At 61.6% G+C, this 20,748-nt stretch carries 16 protein-coding genes; 4 read left to right on the plus strand and 12 right to left on the minus strand.

Translation table 11 applies throughout. The features are described 5' to 3' along the window. Positions 1-10 precede the first annotated feature (10 nt). The 4 genes from D8780_RS09585 to znuC are packed head-to-tail and all read right to left on the minus strand — an operon-like array spanning position 11 to position 3,258. Positions 11-1,165, minus strand: a complete 1,155-nt coding sequence (locus D8780_RS09585; protein ID WP_121645388.1) for an NAD(P)/FAD-dependent oxidoreductase — start codon at positions 1,163-1,165, stop codon at positions 11-13. Further along, the gene (locus D8780_RS09590) at positions 1,165-1,593 is read right to left on the minus strand and encodes a Fur family transcriptional regulator (protein ID WP_121645389.1); all 429 of its coding nucleotides are present in this window, start codon (positions 1,591-1,593) and stop codon (positions 1,165-1,167) included. Before D8780_RS09590 ends, D8780_RS09585 begins: the two co-directional genes overlap by 1 nt. Beyond that, positions 1,590-2,390: a metal ABC transporter permease gene (locus D8780_RS09595; RefSeq protein ID WP_121645390.1), complete on the minus strand. Its 801-nt coding sequence runs from the start codon at positions 2,388-2,390 to the stop codon at positions 1,590-1,592. The genes D8780_RS09590 and D8780_RS09595 overlap by 4 nt, the downstream gene beginning before the upstream one ends. After that, complete coding sequence (gene znuC / locus D8780_RS09600; RefSeq protein WP_425373649.1) at positions 2,380-3,258, minus strand: zinc ABC transporter ATP-binding protein ZnuC; 879 nt, start codon at positions 3,256-3,258, stop codon at positions 2,380-2,382. The genes D8780_RS09595 and znuC overlap by 11 nt, the downstream gene beginning before the upstream one ends. A gap of 113 nt (positions 3,259-3,371) precedes the next feature. Between znuC and D8780_RS09605 the strand changes: the two genes are divergently transcribed. Beyond that, positions 3,372-4,451 (plus strand): zinc ABC transporter substrate-binding protein, encoded by a 1,080-nt coding sequence (locus D8780_RS09605; RefSeq protein ID WP_121645392.1) that lies wholly within the window; start codon positions 3,372-3,374, stop codon positions 4,449-4,451. 69 nt (positions 4,452-4,520) lie between these two features. Here D8780_RS09605 and D8780_RS09610 read toward each other — a convergent pair whose 3' ends face one another. The 5 genes from D8780_RS09610 to D8780_RS09630 form a co-directional block, all read right to left on the minus strand. Then, on the minus strand, positions 4,521-5,657 hold the full coding sequence (locus D8780_RS09610) for a c-type cytochrome (RefSeq protein ID WP_199699584.1): 1,137 nt from the start codon (positions 5,655-5,657) through the stop codon (positions 4,521-4,523). Beyond that, positions 5,654-6,274, minus strand: a complete 621-nt coding sequence (locus D8780_RS09615) for a cytochrome c oxidase assembly protein (RefSeq protein WP_121645393.1) — start codon at positions 6,272-6,274, stop codon at positions 5,654-5,656. The genes D8780_RS09610 and D8780_RS09615 overlap by 4 nt, the downstream gene beginning before the upstream one ends. Continuing rightward, positions 6,271-6,744: a hypothetical protein gene (locus D8780_RS09620; protein ID WP_199699585.1), complete on the minus strand. Its 474-nt coding sequence runs from the start codon at positions 6,742-6,744 to the stop codon at positions 6,271-6,273. The genes D8780_RS09615 and D8780_RS09620 overlap by 4 nt, the downstream gene beginning before the upstream one ends. Before the next feature lies 1 nt (position 6,745). Continuing rightward, the gene (ctaD, locus tag D8780_RS09625; protein ID WP_199699641.1) at positions 6,746-9,265 is read right to left on the minus strand and encodes a cytochrome c oxidase subunit I; all 2,520 of its coding nucleotides are present in this window, start codon (positions 9,263-9,265) and stop codon (positions 6,746-6,748) included. A gap of 119 nt (positions 9,266-9,384) precedes the next feature. Continuing rightward, on the minus strand, positions 9,385-10,374 hold the full coding sequence (locus D8780_RS09630; RefSeq protein ID WP_121646497.1) for a cytochrome c oxidase subunit II: 990 nt from the start codon (positions 10,372-10,374) through the stop codon (positions 9,385-9,387). Between the two features lie 322 nt (positions 10,375-10,696). Here D8780_RS09630 and D8780_RS09635 point away from each other — a divergent pair, with 322 nt between their 5' ends. Next, a complete protein-coding gene (locus D8780_RS09635; RefSeq protein ID WP_121645395.1) occupies positions 10,697-11,365 on the plus strand; it encodes a YiaD family glycine zipper/OmpA-like lipoprotein in 669 nt (222 codons plus the stop codon). Positions 11,366-11,537: 172 nt separating this feature from the next. Further along, positions 11,538-12,581, plus strand: coding sequence for a dihydroorotase (gene pyrC / locus D8780_RS09640; RefSeq protein WP_121645396.1), 1,044 nt, complete (start codon positions 11,538-11,540; stop codon positions 12,579-12,581). Between the two features lie 22 nt (positions 12,582-12,603). On the opposite strand, the gene D8780_RS09645 is transcribed toward pyrC, so the two are convergent. Both D8780_RS09645 and D8780_RS09650 read right to left on the minus strand, forming a co-directional pair. After that, positions 12,604-17,559 (minus strand): translocation/assembly module TamB domain-containing protein, encoded by a 4,956-nt coding sequence (locus tag D8780_RS09645; protein ID WP_121645397.1) that lies wholly within the window; start codon positions 17,557-17,559, stop codon positions 12,604-12,606. Then, positions 17,559-19,451, minus strand: coding sequence for an autotransporter assembly complex protein TamA (locus tag D8780_RS09650; RefSeq protein ID WP_121645398.1), 1,893 nt, complete (start codon positions 19,449-19,451; stop codon positions 17,559-17,561). Before D8780_RS09650 ends, D8780_RS09645 begins: the two co-directional genes overlap by 1 nt. Positions 19,452-19,691: 240 nt before the next feature. On the opposite strand from D8780_RS09650, the gene D8780_RS09655 reads away from it, so the two are divergent. Beyond that, positions 19,692-19,973: an SCP2 sterol-binding domain-containing protein gene (locus tag D8780_RS09655; RefSeq protein ID WP_121645399.1), complete on the plus strand. Its 282-nt coding sequence runs from the start codon at positions 19,692-19,694 to the stop codon at positions 19,971-19,973. 82 nt (positions 19,974-20,055) lie between these two features. Here D8780_RS09655 and D8780_RS09660 read toward each other — a convergent pair whose 3' ends face one another. Beyond that, positions 20,056-20,589: a GNAT family N-acetyltransferase gene (locus D8780_RS09660; RefSeq protein ID WP_121645400.1), complete on the minus strand. Its 534-nt coding sequence runs from the start codon at positions 20,587-20,589 to the stop codon at positions 20,056-20,058. Positions 20,590-20,748 lie beyond the last annotated feature (159 nt).

A 20,748-nucleotide genomic window follows, 5' to 3' on the forward strand; every position in this document is an offset into this window, starting at 1 on the left:
GACCGCCCACCTATGGCAGGCTGCTGGGACTATCCGGCGTTCCGCGCCCTGGGCGGCCGGCATAAAGACGGCGATAGCCTTCCATGAATCGCCTGTCGATCCGATCCTTCATGAACAACGGCAAGCGCCCGCGCCAATAGTAGCCGCCCCATTGGCCGAAACCGGTGCCGTCCCCGAGATTGAGCGCCGAGAACCACCTCTTTTGCGGCCTGTATGCCTTCATCGTATCGCCCGCGATCCGGGCCAGCAGATTGTGGGTCAGGATCGGTGCAGCTCGGACACCAAAGACCCCGACATTCGGACGGGGATCGTCTATGAAATGCGCACAATCGCCGATGGCAAACACCCGCTCATCCGATATGGATTGCAGTGTCGGCCTCACACAGATCCCGCCCGGCTCGTTAAAAGCCAGACCGTGCACCTTCGCCTCGGGGGGTGGCCTCAGTCCGGTCGCGAGCAGAACATGGTCGAATGGCAGCGCAGTCCCATCGGACAGAAGCACGGCTTCGTCATTGATGGCCTCGCAGGCTGAGTTCGTCCGGGTATCGACACCGAAGCCCCTCAGCAGGTGTTCGATGGCCGCGGAAGCACCTTCCGATGCCTTGGCCATAAGCCTGTTTTCTGGAGACACCAGCGTGATGTCGATTGCCGCGCCGTAGCGGCGACCCAGCGCAGCCGCATTGGCAGACAGTTCGCAACCGGAATGGCCACCGCCGATCACGACGAGCCGCACGGTCTGCCGGCGCTCGATCATCGAGCGGAGCGCATCGCGGAGCGCGATCAGCTGAGACAGAGGCTTGGCCGTAAAAACGGAGGCGGCGGCAGAGACCGGGAATGGAGCCGCGACGGTCGAGCCGAGATTGAGCGAGAGCAGTTCGTAATCGATGGGGCTGGCATCCCGAAGGCGAACGCGCCGTTCGGCCGGAACGATGTCTTGGACTTCACCGCGTACATGCCGCACACCGCAAGCTGCCGCAAGGGCTGCCGAACTCAACTGCCCCTCTTCCTCGGTATATTGCCCGCCGAGGATACCGGCCGCGAGCGAGGAATAGCGAAATATCCCATCATCGATGAGAACGACGTCCGCGCCGGCATCCGCCAGTTTCCGTGCGTTCGAAACGACATGAAGATGGCCGTGACCGAGACCCGCGAGGACAACGCGCATCAGGCTGCGGCACCACCCGGCTTGCAACGCTGGCACAGGCCGCGAACTTCTCCGAAGAGGCTGCTCGCGGAAAAGCCAATGGGTTTGGTAGCCTCCTGCACGGCGGCATCGAGATTGCCGACATTCAGCTCTTCCACCTCGCCGCATTCATCGCAGACCGCGAAGAGCACGCCATGCCCGCCGCAATGATTGTGATTGCAGCTGACGAAGGCGTTCAGCCGGTCGAGGCGATGCACCATGCCGGTATCCAGCAGCTTGTCGAGCGCGCGGTAGATCTGCGGCGGGGCGCGAAGCCCGTCCTCCCTCAGGCGGTCCAGGAGATTGTACGCGGTCAGCGGTGTGCCTTCTTCCCGCAGTGTCTCCAGAACAAGCCGCTGGTTGCGGGTCAGTTTCTCTTCGGATGGATGGTGGTGACAGTCGGTTGTCATGGATCCGTTCTCCGCTGCCGCTTCGGCAGGATACGTACAAGAAGAAAGAGCGCACAGGCTGCCACCACGATGGAGGGGCCAGCCGGCGTATCAAAGGCGAACGAGCCGTAAAGTCCAAGAAGAATCGCCGCGATACCCGCGGCTGCGGCAAGAGCCGCCATCACTTCCGGCCCGCGAGCCAGCCGCCGCGCCGTGATCGCCGGGATGATGAGCATGGCCGTGATGAGCAGCACGCCGACCACTTTGATGGCCACGGCGACCGTCACCGCGAGAAGCAGCAGAAAGATCATTTCCGCACGTTTTGGACGCGCACTCTCGGCGGCAGCGATTTCCGGCGAGACCGTTGCCGCAAGAAGGTCGTTCCAGATCATCGCAAGGGTCAGCAGGATGAGGATCGCCCCTCCGCCCATAACGAACAGATCGCCACGGCTGATCGCGAAGATGTCCCCGAAGAGTAGTCCGTTCAGATCGATCCGTTGCTCGGCAAGCGCGATAGCCACCAATCCCAGAGCCAGACTGCCATGCGCAAGAAGACCAAGGATCGCATCACCGGCGAGGTCGCCCTGCCGGCGCAGTGTGAAGAGCAGAAGGGCAACCGCGACGCAAACGGCCAGAATGGCGAGCGGCAGATAAATGGAAGCCAGCGTACCGAGTGCAATTCCGAGCAGCGCCGCATGAGAGAGCGTATCGCCGAAATAGGCGAGTTGCCGCCATACCACGACGCAGCCGAGCGGCGCGGTGAGCATCGCGACGATCAGGCCGCCAAGCAATGCACGGATCAGAAAATCATCGAGCATCAGACGAACTTACCTGATTTCGGAGCGTGTCGTGAGAATGGTGGTGATGGCTGCATTCATGCGGATCGCATGTATCGGTAATCGTCCCGTCCGAATGGAGCACGCGGCCATCGGCAAGATGCTGGTGATCGTGCTGGTGGCGGTAAACGGCCAGGCCTCGCGGAGCCTTGCCGCTGAAAAGAGCACGATATTCCGGCATCTCGCTGACAGCCTCCGGCGTGCCTTCGCAGCATATGTGTCCATTGAGACAAAGCACGCGATCGGTCTGCGCCATGACGAGATGCAGATCGTGGCTGACCAGCAAAACGCCGCAGCCGAGACGCCGCCGCGCCGCTGCAATCAGATCATAGATCGCGACGGCACCAGCCATGTCGACCCCCTGGGCGGGCTCATCCAGAACAAGCAGTTGCGGTTTCATGGAGAGCGCCCTGGCAATCAGAACACGCTGCATCTCGCCGCCCGAGAGGCCACGCATCTGTGCGTCGATCAAATGGGATACGCCGGTCTCTTCCAGCGCGGCGATCGCCTGTCGCCGCGACAGCGGCTTCGTCAGACGCATGAAACGCGACACAGGCAGCGGCAGATTGGGATCTATGGCCAGTTTTTGCGGAACATAGCCGATGCGCAGATCGGCGGCCCGGACCACCTTTCCCTCCGTAGGGCGGAGAAGGCCAAGAAGCAGTTTCGCTGTCGTCGATTTGCCCGACCCGTTCGGACCGACCAGCGTGACGATTTCGCCGGGAGAGATCGAAAGATCGAGCCCTTGCACCAGAAAGCGGTTCTCGACCGAATACCCGGCCCGCTCCATTTCGACCAAAGGCATGGTTTTCAAATGTTCCTTGGCCCGGCCAGAGACCTCTCGGGACATATCGAGCACTGCAAACTCCAATTTACGACTAGACAATATGTTACGTTATATCATAACAATTCGCAAGCTCACTCATATCGAGATGAGCTAAACAGATAACGGACCGATCATCCATGTCATTTCATCGCCTTTTTCAAACGGTCGCGCCAGCTGCGCTGATCTCCCTTTCCTTCATCCCGACAGGCTCGGCAAGAGCCGACGAAGCCCCCGAGGTCATTGCCTCCTTTACGCCGATCCATTCGCTGACGGCCTCTCTGATGGAAGGCGTGGGTGAACCGCAGCTTCTGGTGCCGCCCACAGGCTCACCGCATGAATTCGCGTTGCGGCCCAGCCAGGCCGGCGCGCTTCAGGACGCGGACCTCGTCATACGGATCGGGCCGGCCTTAGAGAGTTTTCTGGATAAGCCGCTCGCCTCGCTCGGCGCTAACGCGCACATCCTCGACCTGATGACGGTCGATGGAATCGACCTGCTCCCAACCCGCGAAGCCGGAATATTCGATGAAGGCACCGAGGATCACGACCACGATCATGAGGAAGCGGGCAGCGACAAACACGACCATGACGACGCCCACGCCGAGAGTGCCGATCACCATGAGCATGAGCATGATCGCGATGGAGAGTCTCATGAAGACCATCAACACGAGAACCATGCTCATGACGGACATGACCATGGTCCAGAGGATCCGCACATCTGGCTCGATCCCCACAATGCCGAGACGATGGTGAAAGCGATCGCCGACGAACTGAGAGAGATCGACCCGGCAAATGCGGACCGTTACGACGAGAATGAAAAGAAGACGCTCGCATCCATCGAGGCACTGAATGACGAGATCCGGGGGATCCTTGGTCCGGTCAAGGGAGGGTCGCTGATCGCGTTTCACGACGCGCTTCAATATTTCGAAAAGGCCTATGGGCTGAACGTCGCCGGCACATTGACCATCTCACCGGAAATCGCGCCCGGCGCCAAGCGCCTCTCGGCACTCCATGCGAAGATGGAGGAAGAGAATGTCCGCTGCATTCTCGTCGAGCCACAATTCTCTCCGCGCCTTGCGCAGACCGTCTCCGAAGGCACCGAAACGAAGATCGCTACATTCGATCCGGCGGGTAGTACGGTCGAGCCGGGGCCACAGGCCTATAGCGAGACCATGCTCGCCAATGCCAGAGCGCTGGCGGAGTGCCTTAGCGACAACTGAGGAGCCTGCCGGCCTGGCGGCGACGTATCCCTCTGCCGCCCGGTCCAACCGCTCACTCGCCAAAGGCGATCAACGCTGCTGAGGTTCGCCCGCTTCGGCCTTGCGGGCCGGTTGTGCAGCGTACCAGGCTGCCAGCGCATCGATCTGGCCGTCCGTGAGATCATGGGCGGCCTTTTTCATCAGCGTGACGCGATCCGTGCCGCCTCTCTCGCGTTCGCGAAAGGCGTGGAGCTGTTCGACCAGATAAGCCTCATATTGACCTGACAAAGCAGGAAAGAGAGCGCCTTTCGGCCCTTCGCCATGCCCATGGCAGGCGACGCAGGCCGGCACGTTCTTCTTTGGATCGCGACCATAGGCCAGCTCTTCGCCTCGCTCCATCAGTGCCGCATCGGATTTGGCCTCTCCTTTTGGATCAGCCACCGGCATCGCCCCGTACCATGCCGCAAGTTCGGCCAGTTCATCGGCCTCCGGCACACTGGCCGCGTGAGCCATGAAACCGCTCTGTCGTGAGCCCGACCGATAGGCCTCCAGAGCCGCGGTCAGATAGGTGGTGTTCTGAATATCGAGGCGCGGAATATAGGATCCGCCACGACCAAGTCCGTCCTCGCCGTGGCAGGTCACACAGGGTGCCGCCGCAGCGGGACGCTCCGTTCGCGCCATAGCGCGAGCTGGGCCATCCCGGCCAAGCAGGGCCTCATATTGCTGGTGGTTCATGCCTTCCTTGACGGCCATCAGAAACGCCACGACGCTCCAGACCCCGTCATCGCGGCTGGCGGTCGGCCATTGCGGCATACCGCTCATTTTCACGCCCTCATGAACGATCCAGAAAAAGTGACGCGGCTGCCAATGATCTGCCGCCTCTTCGATATGCGGCGGGCGCGGGTTCATGGCTTGCGCCGTTTGCGACTGCTGCTCGCCCGGGCTGGCATGACAAAACCGGCAAGCCTGGTCGAAATGGCCTGCCCCAAGCGCGATCCGTCCCGCATCGTCCAGATCCGGCGGCACTTCACTTTCCGGCGGAGCATAAAGGTCGACCGAATTGTGATAGGTCGTGTGCAGCACCCATGAGACGCCCGGCAAGTGCCCGAGACGGGCCGATACATTGTAAAGACCGCCGAACACCACCGTGCCCGCGATCACGAGGCCGAGAATAGCGAGGATCGCGAGATGCGCGGCGATGATCCTTGGCGAAAAGATACCTCTCACGATATGTCCCCCGTCATCGGCACAGCATCCTCCGACCCACCGAGAGAGCGCCGCACGAGCGCGACCCCACCAACCAGGTAGGCGACGCCCCCGACGGCAAGCATCAGCATGCCCCCCAATTGCTGATCGGCGAGCGGCTCCGTGCCATAGCAGATCGCCGCGTAGAGCGGCCTGGGCGCCAATGTCAGGAGAGCGCCAAGCAAGGTCATATGCATGGACGTCAGCAAGAGGCCGCCGGCCCCTGCCAGCCCGGAAGCTGCGTTGAGCGACGAGGCCCAGACACCATAACCCACGACCAGAAAGCTGGCCTGTTCAAGGACGAACCATGGCCATGAGGTCTGCGCCAGTTGGTGGGGCGTGCCGAAATGCCAGCCCCATACGACGAAAAACTCCAGCACGGCCGCGATGAGCGGAGAGAGGATCAATCCTCCGGAAAGACGCGGAAGGGCGAGAACCAGAAGCGGTGCCGCGACAGCGACAAGCACCATGTGGCGGACCATGTGCAAGGTGAAGGGCCACCGGCCGGCCGACGGCATCAGAAGTGGCGCGGCCCAGACAAGGCAGAGAAGCAGCAAAGCAATCGTAAGGCAGGTCACTCTTCCCCTGCGCCCGCTCATCGGCACGTCTCCATGAAGATCGCCGGCATCGCAACATAGATGACCGCGATGGCGCTCATGATGGAAAGCAGAAAGGCCGCGTGCCCCAGAAATTCATGGCGGTCTTCGCCGACAGCCTTGGCATGGTCGTAATCGTAATCGTCGAGATAGTCCCACTGCCGCCAGGACACCCATGCGACGTAGCCGATCACGGCCAACGCAAGCACGGTGATCCCGGCAATGGAAAGACGCATGAAGGGCACCGGATCGAACTCGGCTGGCGCAAATCTGGCGCAGTATAGGGCCGCGCCGCCATAGCTGAGGATGAAATGGATGGCCCATGCGAGCGGTGACAGCGTGATCAGCCAGAGGCTGGATGCCTCCTCTGCGAACCTGCGGCGCTCTTCCTTGTTTTCGGGTGTTTCCTCCTGCTGCTGGCGGGCTTCCAGAACGGCCTTCCGGGACGCTTCGGCATGGGTGATGCGGCTCATCTCAGACCTCCCCTGCCAGGATCGGAAAGACCCCGATCATGAACGCGGCGGCTGCCATCGTCACCAGCATGAAATGCCAGAACAGGGTGATATTCCAGAGATCGGCGTCATATCGCGTGGTCAACTTGCCGAAGATCATGCCGGCCAGACCATAGCCCTGCATGGTAAGCCCAAGGCCGAGATGAGCGAGTGTCCAGATGGTGATCGCGCCGCAGATCGCCGGGAAACTATGGGTGGTCGGCTCCAGATCGCTTGCCCAGAAGCTGATCGCAAGGGCGCCGGCGCCAACGATGGTCAGGACGAACGCGCCGGTAAGACAGAACTTTGCGATTCCGCCCCTGCCGCGCCGGTTGGTCTCGCGCGCAGCCACCGTCAGCGCCCATGAGCAGCCGACGGCAAGGGTCGCCAGTGACAGCCAAGGCAGCAGGACCGTCCGCGTATCGTCGGTGATAAAAGTTTCCGAAGCGGTCCAGAAGAAGACCATGCCAAAAACGAGCGAGGCGAAGGCCGTCATATCTCCCAGCATCGTGATCCAGACACCCCACCAGCCTGCCGAAGCAGGCCCCGAGGCGTAGACCGGCAATTTCAGTCCGAGCCCGACATCCTTCATGTCCTTCTCGGGGACGGGCGTCGTCGATGTCCATAGCCACCAGATGACGGCCGCACCGGCACACAACAGGAAGAATGCCGCAGGCCAATAGATGTGGAAAGTCGGCAAGATGAAACCGAGCCCGGTGAAGGCGGCGGTCAGATGGGTCTTCCAGGTCGGCCCGGTGACCCGCATGACCTGTATCGGGCGTGCATCGAGAATGCTCGTCACAAGTGTCTCGCGCTTCGCCTCTTCGGCATCCGGCAGATAGAAACGTCCTGCATCCATGCGTTCGACGATCTTCGGCTGCTGCCAGATCGGATAACGCGTCACGACGTGAGGGATGGAGCGGACACCCCAGGCCTGGTCCGGTACATCATGGCTCCACTCCAGCGTGCCGGCATCCCATGGATTGCGCTCGGTGAAAGGCGCATTGCCCTTCGGCCGCAGGACATCCCAGACAAAAGTGAGGATGCCGGCCGCCATCACGAAAGCGCCGACCGTGGAGATGAGATTGAGCCCGTCCCATCCAAGGCCCGGAAGATAGGTGAAGACGCGCCGCGGCATTCCCATAAGCCCGGTCAGGTGCATCGGCAGGAAGGTAACGTTGAAGCCGACGAAGGTGAGCCAGAATGCGATACGGCCGAGGGTGTTGCTCATCTTCTTCTTGGTGAAGAAGGGGTAGAAGTAGGAAACGCCGGCCATGACCGGGAAGACCATTCCCCCGAATAGCGTGTAGTGAAGATGCGCCACCACGAAGTAGGAATCGTGCGCCTGCCAATCGAACGGCGCCAGCGCCACCATCACGCCGGTCAAACCGCCAGCCGTAAAGATTGCGAGCGAACCGGCAATGTAAAGCATCGGCACGCTCATCCGTACACGCCCGACGAGCAACGTGGCCACGAAGGCGAAAAGCTGGATGCCGGTCGGGATCACGACAGCCTCGGATGCGGCCGAGAAGAAACCAAGCGAGATATTTGGAAGGCCCGTGGTGAACATGTGGTGCACCCACAGGCCGAACGAGATGAACCCGGTGCCGACGGCCGACAGGACAATCCAGCTATAGCCGACGATGGGCTGGCGCGCCGCAGTCGGAACGACCATAGCCGCGATTGCAATGGAAGGCAGGAAGACGATGTAGACCTCCGGATGGCCGAAGATCCAGAACAGGTGCTGCCATAGCATCGGGTCGCCACCCCGGTCGGGATCGAAAAACGGCCAGCCGAGCGCCCTTTCGAGCTCGAACAGCAAGTCACCGGCAATCAGAGGTGGAAATGCGAAGAGGATCATCGCGCCAACCACCAGAACATACCATGCATAGAGCGGCATGATATTGACCCGCATGCCCGGCGGCCGGCATTTCAGCACACCGACGATCAGCTCGACGGCAGCGGCGATGGATGCGACCTCGATGAAGGAAAGTCCGAGCAGCCAGACGTCGGCGCCGATTCCCCCGAACTTGGTCGAATAGGGTGGATACATGAACCAGCCGCCATCCGGCCCGATACCGAAGAGCGGTGAGGAGATGACGAACAGCCCGCCAATGGCGAAACACCAGAAGCCATAAGCGGAAAGCCGAGGGAACGGCATATCCCGCGCGCCGAGAAAGGCTGGAAGCAGCAGGATTGCGATTGCCTCGAACATCGGCACGGCGAACAGGAACATCATCGCCGAGCCATGCATCGTATAGAGCTGGTTATACGTGTCGGCGGACACGATATCGGCGCCTGGCACGGCAAGCTGCACGCGCATGATCAGCGCCATGGCGCCAGCGCAGAGCATGAAGAAAAGGCAGGCCAGCGAATACCAGATACCGACCTCGGAATTGTTGACGGCTTTCCAGTACCGCCAGCCCGGGAGTCCCTTCCAGATCGCGCGGAGCCGATCGGCGGATGCGTCCGACCATTCGGGATCGACCGGCTCGGAGAGCATCTCCTCCGTCGGCGGATAGGTCCCGGCCGGAGCGACGGCGGGGTCGTCGGCGAAGCTGGTCAGCTTTCCCTCTTTTCGAGTTTTGTCGGCATTCCTACCGGAATCGGAAACTTCGCTCATCACTGCAGCCCTTCCAGATAGTGAGCGATCGCACCAAGCTCGTCCGCTGAGAGGTAAGCGTAGGAGGGCATGTCGACATCGGGTTTCAGCGCAGCGGCATGGCGCGTCCATTCCGCAAACGATTGAGGGGCGTTGGGCAGGATGCCTGCGGCGAGGCTTTCCCGCGAGCCCACATGAGTGAGATCCGGCCCCACCTGACCGGCGGCTTCCGTTCCGCGAACGGCGTGGCATGCGCCACATCCATTGCTCATGAACAGGTCACGGCCGCGCTCAGCCTTCTCGCCTTTCGGCTGGGCGGCATCTCTCTCCTGCTCTTCGAGCCATGCGGAGAACGCGTCCTCCTCCATCACGACGGCTTGGAAGGCCATCAAGGCGTGACTTTCGCCGCAGAATTCGGCGCATTGTCCGCGATAAGTGCCGGTCTTCGTCGGCTCGAGCCGCAGAGAAGTCTCGCGCCCGGGAAACATGTCCATCTTGCCGGCGAGAGCCGGAATCCAGAAGGAATGGATGACCTTGTCGGCATCGAGACGGATATCGCTCCGCCGGCCGACCGGTAGCCGTATCTCGTTGGCGGAATAGATGGGAGCCTCGGCGCCTTCCGGCCAATATTCGACACGCCACCAGAAACGTTCGCCGGTCACCTTCAGCACAAGTCCGTCGCCCGGCGCACGCTGGTCCGGCATGATTGAAAGGCCATAGCCAAGGATTGCGGCGAGGCCGATGACTGGAAATACGATGCCGCCCCCGATGATGATCCTTTCGGCCAGTTTCGGAGAATGAGCCCGCCCGGTGATCCGGGTAATCACGAAGAACAGGCCGTTCATCAGGAGCCACAGAACCACGGCAATGGCGAGCAGAAACCAGAACAGCGAAACAAGCTGTTCGGCATCGATCCCTGCCGGCGAAAGGACCGATTGCGGTCCTTCGAACGAGCAGGCCGAAACGGGAAGCGCGACAAGGGGCGCGAGGGTCTTGGGCCGAAACCGCATGATCAACCGCACGGCCGCTGGCAGAAGGTGCAGCGACACGCACCGGGCTTGCCAAGCCGCCCTGAAGACATTCTCGTCTGGCCTTTGCCTTGCGCCGATAGTGTCATTGTTCCCCTCGAAATCCGAAGCCTCGACGTTAAGCGACTTCGGTTCTCACCGGCAACTAATGCCTGGGTGGTGGCCGTCCAGCTTTGAGTCACACGGAATATCACATTCATGCCTCCGCGCCGGAATTTGGCCGCGATCGCCGCCTACGGGCGAATCGTATAGGGGCGAAGAGATTCGACTATGCCCGCGATGGGCACGGACCAAGTGAGGGAAAATGAAGAAAGTCATTATTGCGTCGACACTGGGCGCATTTGTTCTGGCGGGCTGCACCACTGATCCGTTCACGGGCCAACAGCGCATTTCCAATACGGCAGGCGGCGCCGGCATCGGTGCGGCCGGTGGCGCGCTCATCGGAGCCATCGCCTCGGCCGGCGATTCCGGCAGCGACCGGCGACGGGCCATTCTGCTCGGCGCAGGCCTCGGCACCCTGGCCGGTGGCGGCGTCGGTCTCTACATGGACCGTCAGGAAGAAAAGCTGCGCGCTCAGCTTCGCGGCACCGGCGTATCCGTTACCCGAAATGGTGACGAGATCATACTGAACATGCCGTCCAACATCACCTTCGCAGTCGATCAGTCCGACATCCAGCCGAGCTTCTACTCTACGCTCAACTCGGTCGCACTCGTGCTGAAGGAGTTCGATAAGACCCTGGTCGATGTCTATGGGCATACCGATTCGACCGGTAGCGACTCCTACAATCTCGATCTGTCGGACCGCCGCGCCGACTCTGTCACGCGCTACCTGACCGCTCAGGGTACCGACCCCCGCCGTTTCTACTCCGTGGGCTTCGGCGAATCCCGCCCGATCGCCAGCAACGAGACCGAGGCGGGGCGGGCTCAGAACCGCCGCGTCGAGATCAAGCTCGTTCCCTTGCGCCAGCGCTGATCACTCTGGCAAAGGCATCAAAAAAAAGGGCCGGTGGAAACACCGGCCCTTCTTCGTTTCGTTCTTCCTCGTCTAATAACATCGACTTTTGGCAGCGCGGAAATTCGGGGGTCGCTTGCCTCAAGCCGACGGCTGGCTTACTCAAACGCCCTCTCGACACGATGGATGAAGCATGACTGACACAGTGACGATCCGGCGACCCGACGACTGGCATCTCCATCTGCGTGATGGAGAAATGCTGGAGGGCGTGACGCCGGCAAGCGCCCGCCATTTCGGCCGGGCCATCATCATGCCCAATCTTGTGCCGCCCGTGGTGACAAAAGCCGATGCGGCAGCGTACCGAGCGCGGATCGTATCAGCCCTGCCGGAAGGCTCATCCTTCCAGCCGCTGATGACGCTTTATCTGACGGAAGAGACCGATCCCGAGGATGTTGCGGCCGCCTTCGAGGAAAAGGTGGCGCTCGCCGTCAAACTCTATCCGGCTGGCGCGACAACCAATTCGCAATCCGGGGTCCGTGACATCGACAAGGTGATGAACGTCCTGGAACGCATGGCCGAAATCGGCATGACGTTTTGTGTGCATGGCGAAGTGACCGATCCGGAAGTCGACATTTTCGACCGCGAAGCGGTCTTCATTGAACGCGTCCTCGAGCCATTGCGCGAGCGTCTGCCGCAACTGCGTGTGACGATGGAGCACATCACCACCCAGAACGGCGTCGATTATGTCACGGGCGCGGACGGCAATATCGCCGCATCGATCACCACCCATCATCTGATGATCAACCGCAATGCCATTCTCGCCGGCGGCATTCGACCGCATTATTATTGCCTGCCCGTCGCTAAGCGGGAACGGCATCGACTGGCGCTCCGACAGGCGGCGACGAGTGGCGATCCACGCTTCTTTCTGGGCACAGACAGTGCGCCGCACCCTACCGATGCAAAGGAAACCGCCTGCGGCTGCGCCGGCATTTTCACCGCACCCAACACGATGAGCTGTCTTGCCCATGTGTTCGAGGAGGAAGGTGCACTCGGGCAGCTTGAAGGTTTTACCTCACGCCACGGCGCTGAATGGTATGGCCTTCCAGTCAGCGAGGAGACGATCACGCTGGCGAAGCAAACCGAACCGGTGGCCTATCCGGCGACGGTCGAGACCGGAGCAGGCCCCGTCACGGTCTTCGATCCGATGGTCCCGCTCTATTGGGCGGCCAGCGCGTAGGCGGACTGCCAGCGCGCCAGCGCTAGTAGTCTTTCTCGTAAAAGACACCAACGCTACTCTCCGTGCCAACCGCACCGCGGACGGTCACGTCCTCTGTCACGTCAAGATTGATCGTAACCTTGCTTTCCTCGCCGGCCTCGACGCCGACATAGACGTTTTCGGAGACATAGCGACCGGCACGGGCGGCAACGTTCCCCTCATTGTCGGTCACGATATCGAGATTATCGAGGCCCGTCGCCTCCCTTACGCCAGACATGACCGAGGGGCCGTTGCCCGCAAGCTCTGCTGCAGCCGCGGCGAGCTGAGCGAGCTGCAGTGGCGAAAGCTGCCCGATACCGCGGCCAAAGATGAGGAGCGCGAGCGCTTCGTCTTCCGGCAACTGCGTATCCGACGAGAACGATATATCCAAGCTGTCGACCGTGCCCTGGACGTTGATGTAGATCGTGGTCCCCTCCGCCTGGCTGGAAGCGACAAAGTTCAGATAGGGGTTCATGTCTCCGACAAAGGTGATCGTTCCGCTCTGGAACGTGATCCGCTTGCCGAGAATTGCGAGACGGCCGCGGATCAGTTCGAACCCGCCGACGGGCTGAATATTGCGCGTATTGCCAGTCAGCCGAAGTTGCCCGCCAAGTTCGGCGTCGAGACCGCGCCCGCGAACGAAGATCTGGTTCGGCGCGCTGAGCGTGATATCGAGACGCGGCACCGACGGCCTTGAGGCCGGCGTCGGTATCCGGCCACCGCTTCCGGGGAAAGCGCGCGCCAGCGTCGCCCGCACATCGCTGGGCGCATTGATGTGATTCACGGCCTGAATGTCGACCGAAGAGCCAAAGCTGTCCGGCACGGTGATTTCGGCGCGAGCCACATCGATATTGCCGGCGATCAGCGGATCAGCGGTCAGCGATCCCGTGATACGGATCGTACCGTTGACCGTGGCGGCAATGAATTCACCGTCGGAATAACGGGCCTGATTCAGGGTGATGGTGATATTGGCGGGGAATCCGTTCGTCAGGCCGACCGAACCCGACGCTCCGAGGGAACCACCCCCTGAGAGATTGGCGCTGGCGCTCTGAATGACCACCTGCTGGCGGTTGGCCGTTGCGGAAATATCGATGTTTGTGAGACGCGTATTCGTCTGCGGATCAAAGAGGCTGGCGCCGCTCGTATTGACGGAGACGGCGATATTCGGGTTTGCGAGCGCACCGGTCGCCTGCCCGGATATCTGCACTGTCCCGCCAATCGACGTGCCACGCGAATCCAGAAAGCGGTCGGCGATCGCAAGGGGCGCAGCTCCGTCGAAGGAGACATTCAATCCACTGCCCCACAGCGGGATGGTGCCGGAGGCATTGAGCGCCAGCCCTTGTCCGCCCGCAACATTCAAGCGGCCAAGCTGTACGGCCTGATTGGCGAAGCGGCCCTGTGCGTCTACCGCTAGCGGACCAACGCCTTGCAGGGCGCTCGCGTTGAGATTGGGGACGGCCAACTGAAAATCGGCATTGGGCGAGGAAAGAGAACCGGTGACACGCGCTGAGCCGGTCAACGTACCGGAGAGCCCGAGATCCGGCCGCACGGAGTTCGCGAGCGAAAGCGGCACGGCAGCGACATCGATATTGACGGCCATATTGCCATTGCCGCCAACCGGCACGGTGCCGTTCGCCGCGAGACGTACACCCTGATTATTGGTCGCGGTAGCATCAAGCCGAAGCGTTTGGCCGTTCGTCTGGCCGCTCGCGCGAAGCGAAAGCGGAGCAACACCGTTCTGTCGCAACTGCGCGACCGTCAGTCCGTCGCCTCGCAGGTCGAAATCGACATTCGGACTGGAAAGAGTCCCCGTCACCCGGCCATTGCCGGAAATGGTCCCATCGGCCCCCAGATCCGGCCGGACCGTGTTCGCAAGTTCCAGTGGCACGGCATCGAGATCGACCTGAAGGTCGAGGCTGCCTTCGGAGCCCAGCGGCACACGGCCGTTGACGACAGCATTGACGCCCTGGCTGTTCGAAAGCGACGCGTTGACGTCGAGCGTCCGGCCATCGGTCTGACCACGCGCGTCGACGACAAGCGGCCGGATACCGGCATCGCTCAACTGCGCGACCGTCAAACCTTCGCCGTTCACGTCGAAAGCGACGCTCGGCGCATTGCGCGGCCCTGTGATCTCGGCCGTGCCGGAAATCGTTCCGGCTGCTTCGAGGTCGGGGACGATGGCATTGGCAATATCGAGCGATACCGTATCCGCGACGATCGACAGGTTGATCTGCTGGGCAACTTCGCCCTGCAACTGCAACGATCCTTCGCCAATCGTCAGAACCGTCGGGTCCAGTGCGACATTCTGGCCGCGCACGCGGATTTCCGTTGGGCTGTCGAGCCTCGCTTCCCGGCCGGCCTGCCGCACGGATAGTTCGCGCAGGGCCAGATCGAAGGCTGGATTGATATCCGCATCGGCCACACGGGTGAGCGTTCCCTCGGCAGCAAGATCGGTTCCCTGTTCAAGGCGTCCGCTCAGCGCGAAATCGGTCGCGTTCTCTTGCTGATCTGCGGTCAGATCGAGCGTTGTGAAGGTGACGCCGCCCGCGCTGATAGTCCGGCCGTTGACCGAGCCATTGGCCTGGGGCACGCCAAAGAGATCGGTCGCGGTGACGTCGAGTTGCGCCTGACCGATGCGCGCCGTTTCCGCATAGCGAAAACCGGAAACCGTGCCATCGACTGCGGCATCCTGACGGCCGTCCAGATTGGAAAAGGAGACGTCCGCGTCGATCGCACCAGCCAAATCCTGCAGGGCCAAGGCACCGACCAGTTCAAGATTGGGAGCATCGACCGAAAGATTGCCGGCGAGAAGGCCTTTCGCATCGCGCTCGAAGTCGCCCTGAATGCGATTGCCTCCGATCGCAAGGTCGAGATCGGAAAGCCGCACCGCTCCTTCACCCGTCGCCAGATCGGATTGAATCGCCAGCCTTTCGCCTGAGAAAAATCCTTCACCGGTAACGTTACCGGAGAAGAGCCGGTCGCCGAGCGTACCCACCAGATCGATGGAAAGGTCGGTGAGGCTTCGCCCCTGAAGCCGCCCTTGCGGCAGGGAAAGGTTCGAGACCACCGAAATGGAATCGCCCTGCCCCACGAGAGACGCATCGAAAGCGACCGCACCGCTCACCTGTTCGGTCACCGAAGCCAGATCGGCCAACCGGCCCGTCAGCCGCATATCGGTTTTGTCACCGCCATAGGATCCATCGGCTGAAAAGTTGATCTGCGGGTTTTCCAGGCGGAAATTCTCCGCGGATATCCCCTGCTCGCCACGCGCAATTCCGCCGGAAAGCGTCGTCTGCCCGGCGAGGAGACGCGACAGGGTCGGATTCTCCAGCGTGACACTGGTGGCGGACCCGTCCACGGTCAGATCGAATGCGCCCGATGACAAGGTGACCGAGCCGTCCGCCTCAAGATTGACGGCGCCGGTCAGTTGCTGGCCGGCCAAGGTGGAGAAGGGTCGCAGACTGTCGGTGGAGACCGAGGACTGACCGCGATAGGTCGTACCATCGAGCTCTCCGCTGGTCGCGATGGTAATGGAGGGGCCGTCCAGGCTCAGCGTCTCGATCCGGATCGGTTGTCCGGCGTTGGTCACACCGGTCAACGTAAAGTCCAAGCGGTCTCCCAGCGCGTCAGCGACATCCGCCCGCTTCGCAGTGATCCCTTCGGCGACGCCATCGATATCGAAGGTCACCGTCCGCTGCTGCGGATCGTCCAGCGCAGTCATCTGTCCGCCCATATCGAAGCGAACGCTCTTGGCTGCGAAGCTGCCCGTGTTGAGGTTCTGAAGAAGGATGCGCCCGTCCCACGGACCGGATTGCTCCGTTCCGTATTGCAGGTCGATCGAGGCGCGCCGTATCGAGGTCTCCCCGCCGGGTACCGGGAGCAAGACCGGTTCCCCGTCGCCGCCATCGATCTGTCCATCGAGGACGAGCGTCCGCAGGAAGCCGCCTGACAGGATCTTTGCCCGACCCTCCAGCTGCAATGGTCCGGAAGTCAGCTTCAACTGGTCGACATCGGTGCCGCCCTCCTCCGGAATGCTGCCGCTGACGCGCAGCGTGCTCTGGCCGGAAAAGAAAGAACGAAACTGGACGGGCACGAGCCGACCCAGCGGGCCTTCGAAATTGGCGCGATAGGCAAGCCCCCTATCGGTCTCGTCCAGCTGGAAGGTTCCCGAAAGAACACGATCCTCATCGGCGTCCAGCGTCAGTTGAAGCGCCAAATCCGACAGCGGCCCCGACCCCTGCAGCGCCAGCGTGACCGGTGGCTTGCCCTCGATATTCAAGAGGTTTGCGACGACGCCGTTTTCCGGCTCGTCGAGCAGAAGGTCGAGGTCGACCTGACGGTTCTCGTTCGAGTAGCCCGCTTCAAGGGTGAGTTCGCCGCCTGGCCCGTCGAGACGCTGAATCTGGAGCGCGGTATCGAGCGTTCCATCTCTTAGCGAAAGATTGCCCTGCATCGAAAGGATCGAGGCGAGACCGAATACCGTCTCGTCAAATTCCGCACGCTCAACCGCCAACTCGCCGATTCGGATGGCGACCGGCAGATCGGGAAGCTGGAACGGTGTCGCTTCAGCCTCCATCGGCGTTTCGGCCGGCGCAGGCTTACGCGTCATGACGATGTTTTCCGCCGAGAGCGAATCGATCTCAAGCTGCGCTCTCAGAAGCGCGGAGCGGTTCCAGTCGATCGCCGCATTGGTGATCGTCAGCCAGACGCCTTCCTCGTCCGAAATTGTAATCTCGTCGATCGACGCCTCGCTGGACAATATGCCGTTGATGTTGCTGATCGAGATGCGTCGGTCGGGTGTGGAAAGCTTATCCTCGACATAGGTCAGGAACGCGCCCTTCTCTTCTTCCGGCGAAGCATCGGAGCTGCCGAAAATGCCGAAAAGCTGCGCATTGGCAGGCCAGGCGAGACCGGCCAGCAGCATCAGTGCCAAGGTGATTTTGCGGAAGATCGCACGCATCAGAAGGCCTGCCCTATGCCGGCATAGATTGCAAAATTCGGATCGCCGTCACGAGGATTGATCGGCACGGCGGCATCCAGGCGGATCGGGCCGATCGGCGTCCGGTAGCGAAGCCCGACGCCCGCTCCCATCTGATAATCCTGAAATTTCGGATACGGCTCTTCGGTGACGGAAGCGATATCGACAAAGCCGACCACACCGATTGCATCGGTCACACGCACCCGCGCCTCAGCCGAAGCTTCTGCGAGCGAGCGGCCGCCAATCGTTCCGGAGCCGGTTTCGACACCGATCGACTGGTAATCATAGCCGCGAACCGACCCGCCGCCACCTGCGAAGAAGAGCAGGTCCGGCGAGGTTTCCTCGATGGGCGGATCCAGGATCGTCCCCATCTTGACCCGGCCCGCCAGCACCAGCCGGTCATCGACGAGGCCGAAATAACTACGCGCATCCAGGAGCCCGCGCACGAACGTATTGCCGTAGAGGAACTCCTGATAAGGCGCGATCCGGGCGTCGACGTAAAAGCCCTCCGTGGCATCCGCGGGATCGTCGCGGTTATCGAACACGGCATTCAGGTAAGTGCCGATCGTCGCAAATTCGCGCTGACCGAAGACATCGTCCTCGGTCTGGGACAGCGAAGCGGTCAGTCCGAAGGCAATCTTCAGATCCTCCGTGACGATCTGGCTGATTCCCGCCGTCCCAGTCACATCGTTGATCGAATAACTGTCATTGACTTGGCGTTGCGCCTTCAGGCTCGCATTGAAGTCGGTATCGGGCGTCCAGATGCCCGGCTTGGTGAATTCCGCGCCGAGCAGGTAGTTGAAATCCTCGTAGTCCGTACCGTCGATACCCGAGACCGAAGCGTCGAGGCGCAAGCGCTCGGCGCGCCCCCAAAGGTTGCGATGAACCCAATAGGACGACGCGCCGAAGCCATCGGTGGTGGAGTAGGTCGCACCGAACCCGATACGGCGCTTCGGCTTTTCCTGGACGATTGCCGTAACCGGCAGATAACCGCCTGCGTCGATCGCCTCCCCTTCCCTGATGGAGTAGGCCTTGAAGACATCGAGGCGACCGAGGCGCTCCGTCGCGCGATCAATATCGTCCGGATCGAACTCCTGTCCGCGCGGCAGTCCCACCATGAAAGCGAGCCACTCCGGATCGATCGCTTCCGTTCCTTCAACCATCGTGTCGCCGTAGACGGCGAAGCGACCGGGATCGATATCGATGACCGCCTCGAACGTCTCCGTCGCATGGTCGGCAGTCAGGAGGCGATCGCCCACCTCGGCCTTGGCATAGCCCTGCTGGCGCCAAGCCTCGACGGCCAGTCCGCCGGCTTGCTTGATGACGCCAGCACGGGCGATTTCGCCTTCTGCAAAGCCCTCGTCCACTGGGTCTTCGACCTCGTCACGGCGGCTTTCGGCGGGCGGTGCCTGATCGACGATCTCGGCGCTCGAAAATGTAAAAGCCGGTCCGCTCTCAACATGCACGACAACCTGGGCCGGATCGCCGAGATCGACGTCCGGCGGCATGTCCGAGACCTCCCGGCCATCGATGGTGATACGGATCACGGGGCCATAATAGCCGCGATTGTAGAACGCACCGAGAATCGATTTGTAATCGCCGCGCGCCGTGACGATCAGCCCGGACGAGCCGTTCGCCGGCTCGTCCCGACCGCCCCAGAGGCTGCTGACATTCTTGGCCGTATCTTCCAGATCGGGATCGCCGGAATAATCGAACGTCACCTCGTAGGGCTGCGGCTCACCGATTATCTCGGGCTGCTCCTTCTCGAAAAAGGTCTTTCCGAAAAGCGTAAACGCATGCGCGGGTATGACGCTCTGAGTTGCCGCGATCATCGCGACGACAGCAAGCAATACGATTCGACTGTTACGCGTCATTCCCAAATTCCACCTCTTCGGTCCACCTCTGACCGAAGTCCCCCATCACAAACAGCAGCCTGTTTGCGGTTTATCTTAGACACGCAGAAGGCGCGCCCCACATTACAATCGCGCCGCGCCCCTTTTCATTGACCATGTGCGGCAGAGCTGCAACAGAAACAGGAATTGGTTGACGTTAACGTCAATCAAAGGCATGGCTAGAACCTGACCAATACCATGCCGAGAGGAGAGGATACCAACATGGCCATGGACGATATCGCCGAAAAAATCCGTCCGCAGGTGAAGGAGAGCGACTTCAGCGACTCCGTCAAGTTCGATTGCGGGGATGATGGCGTCATGGTGATCGACGGAAACGAGGTCACCACCGAAGACAAGCCGGCCGACTGCACGATCAGCCTGGACAAGAGCGACCTGGAGGAGATGATCGAGGGCGATCTCGATCCCACCCAGGCTTTCATGTCCGGCAAACTCAAGGTCGATGGCGATATGAGTGTCGCCATGAAGCTGCAGCAGCTTTTCTGATCGACTACGGCCCGAAAGCAGAATGGCCCGCGGCGGAACACATCCGTCGCGGGCCATTCTTTTGAACGCTCAAGCCAGACCCTCAGGCCGCGAGCGCCAAGGCGGCAGAGGCGCGGGAGATCTTCGCGCCAGTCGGCCGCAGAACACCGGCAGCGCCGTCCAGCGCCTCCGGTTTGAAGGTGAGAGCGAGGAAGCGCTCCCGGGCAAACGGCCCAGGCATCGACAGGGCGGCTGGCGCGAGCTCGAAACCGAAACGCTCGTAATAAGGCGCGTCGCCGACAAGCAGGATGGCCTGATGGCCGAGGCGCTCAGCCGCTTCGATCGCATGAAGCATCAAAGCCGAACCGATGCCGGTTCCCTTGGCCTCCGGCGCCACCGCCAGCGGACCAAGCAAAAGCGCCGGCCGACCGCCCGCATCCACATGCCACAGACGGACCGTGCCGATGAGGGCGCCGGAAAGCGAACGGGCAACGAAGGCAAGGCCTTCCGCGGGAAGCCGTCCGCGGCGGATGACTTCCGAGCTTTTGCGCTTCCGAAGGGGGCCCATTGCACGGTCAAGCAAGGCTTCGCGGGCGCGCACATCCCCCGACTGCTCATTTGCGATGGCATAGAGCATCGGCGCGCGATCATTGCCGCTACCAAGCGGGAGCGGAGCAACAGTGTTGGCGAGAGAAGCAATCGGTAGCATGGCGAAACCCCAAACAAAAGGGCGAGCGTCGGAAGCCCGCCGGCTCGCGATGGCGAAGCCGGCGGCGTTTCGAACTGACGGGCGTTA

This window comes from Notoacmeibacter ruber (assembly GCF_003668555.1).
In the GTDB taxonomy this organism is placed as follows: domain Bacteria; phylum Pseudomonadota; class Alphaproteobacteria; order Rhizobiales; family Rhizobiaceae; genus Notoacmeibacter; species Notoacmeibacter ruber.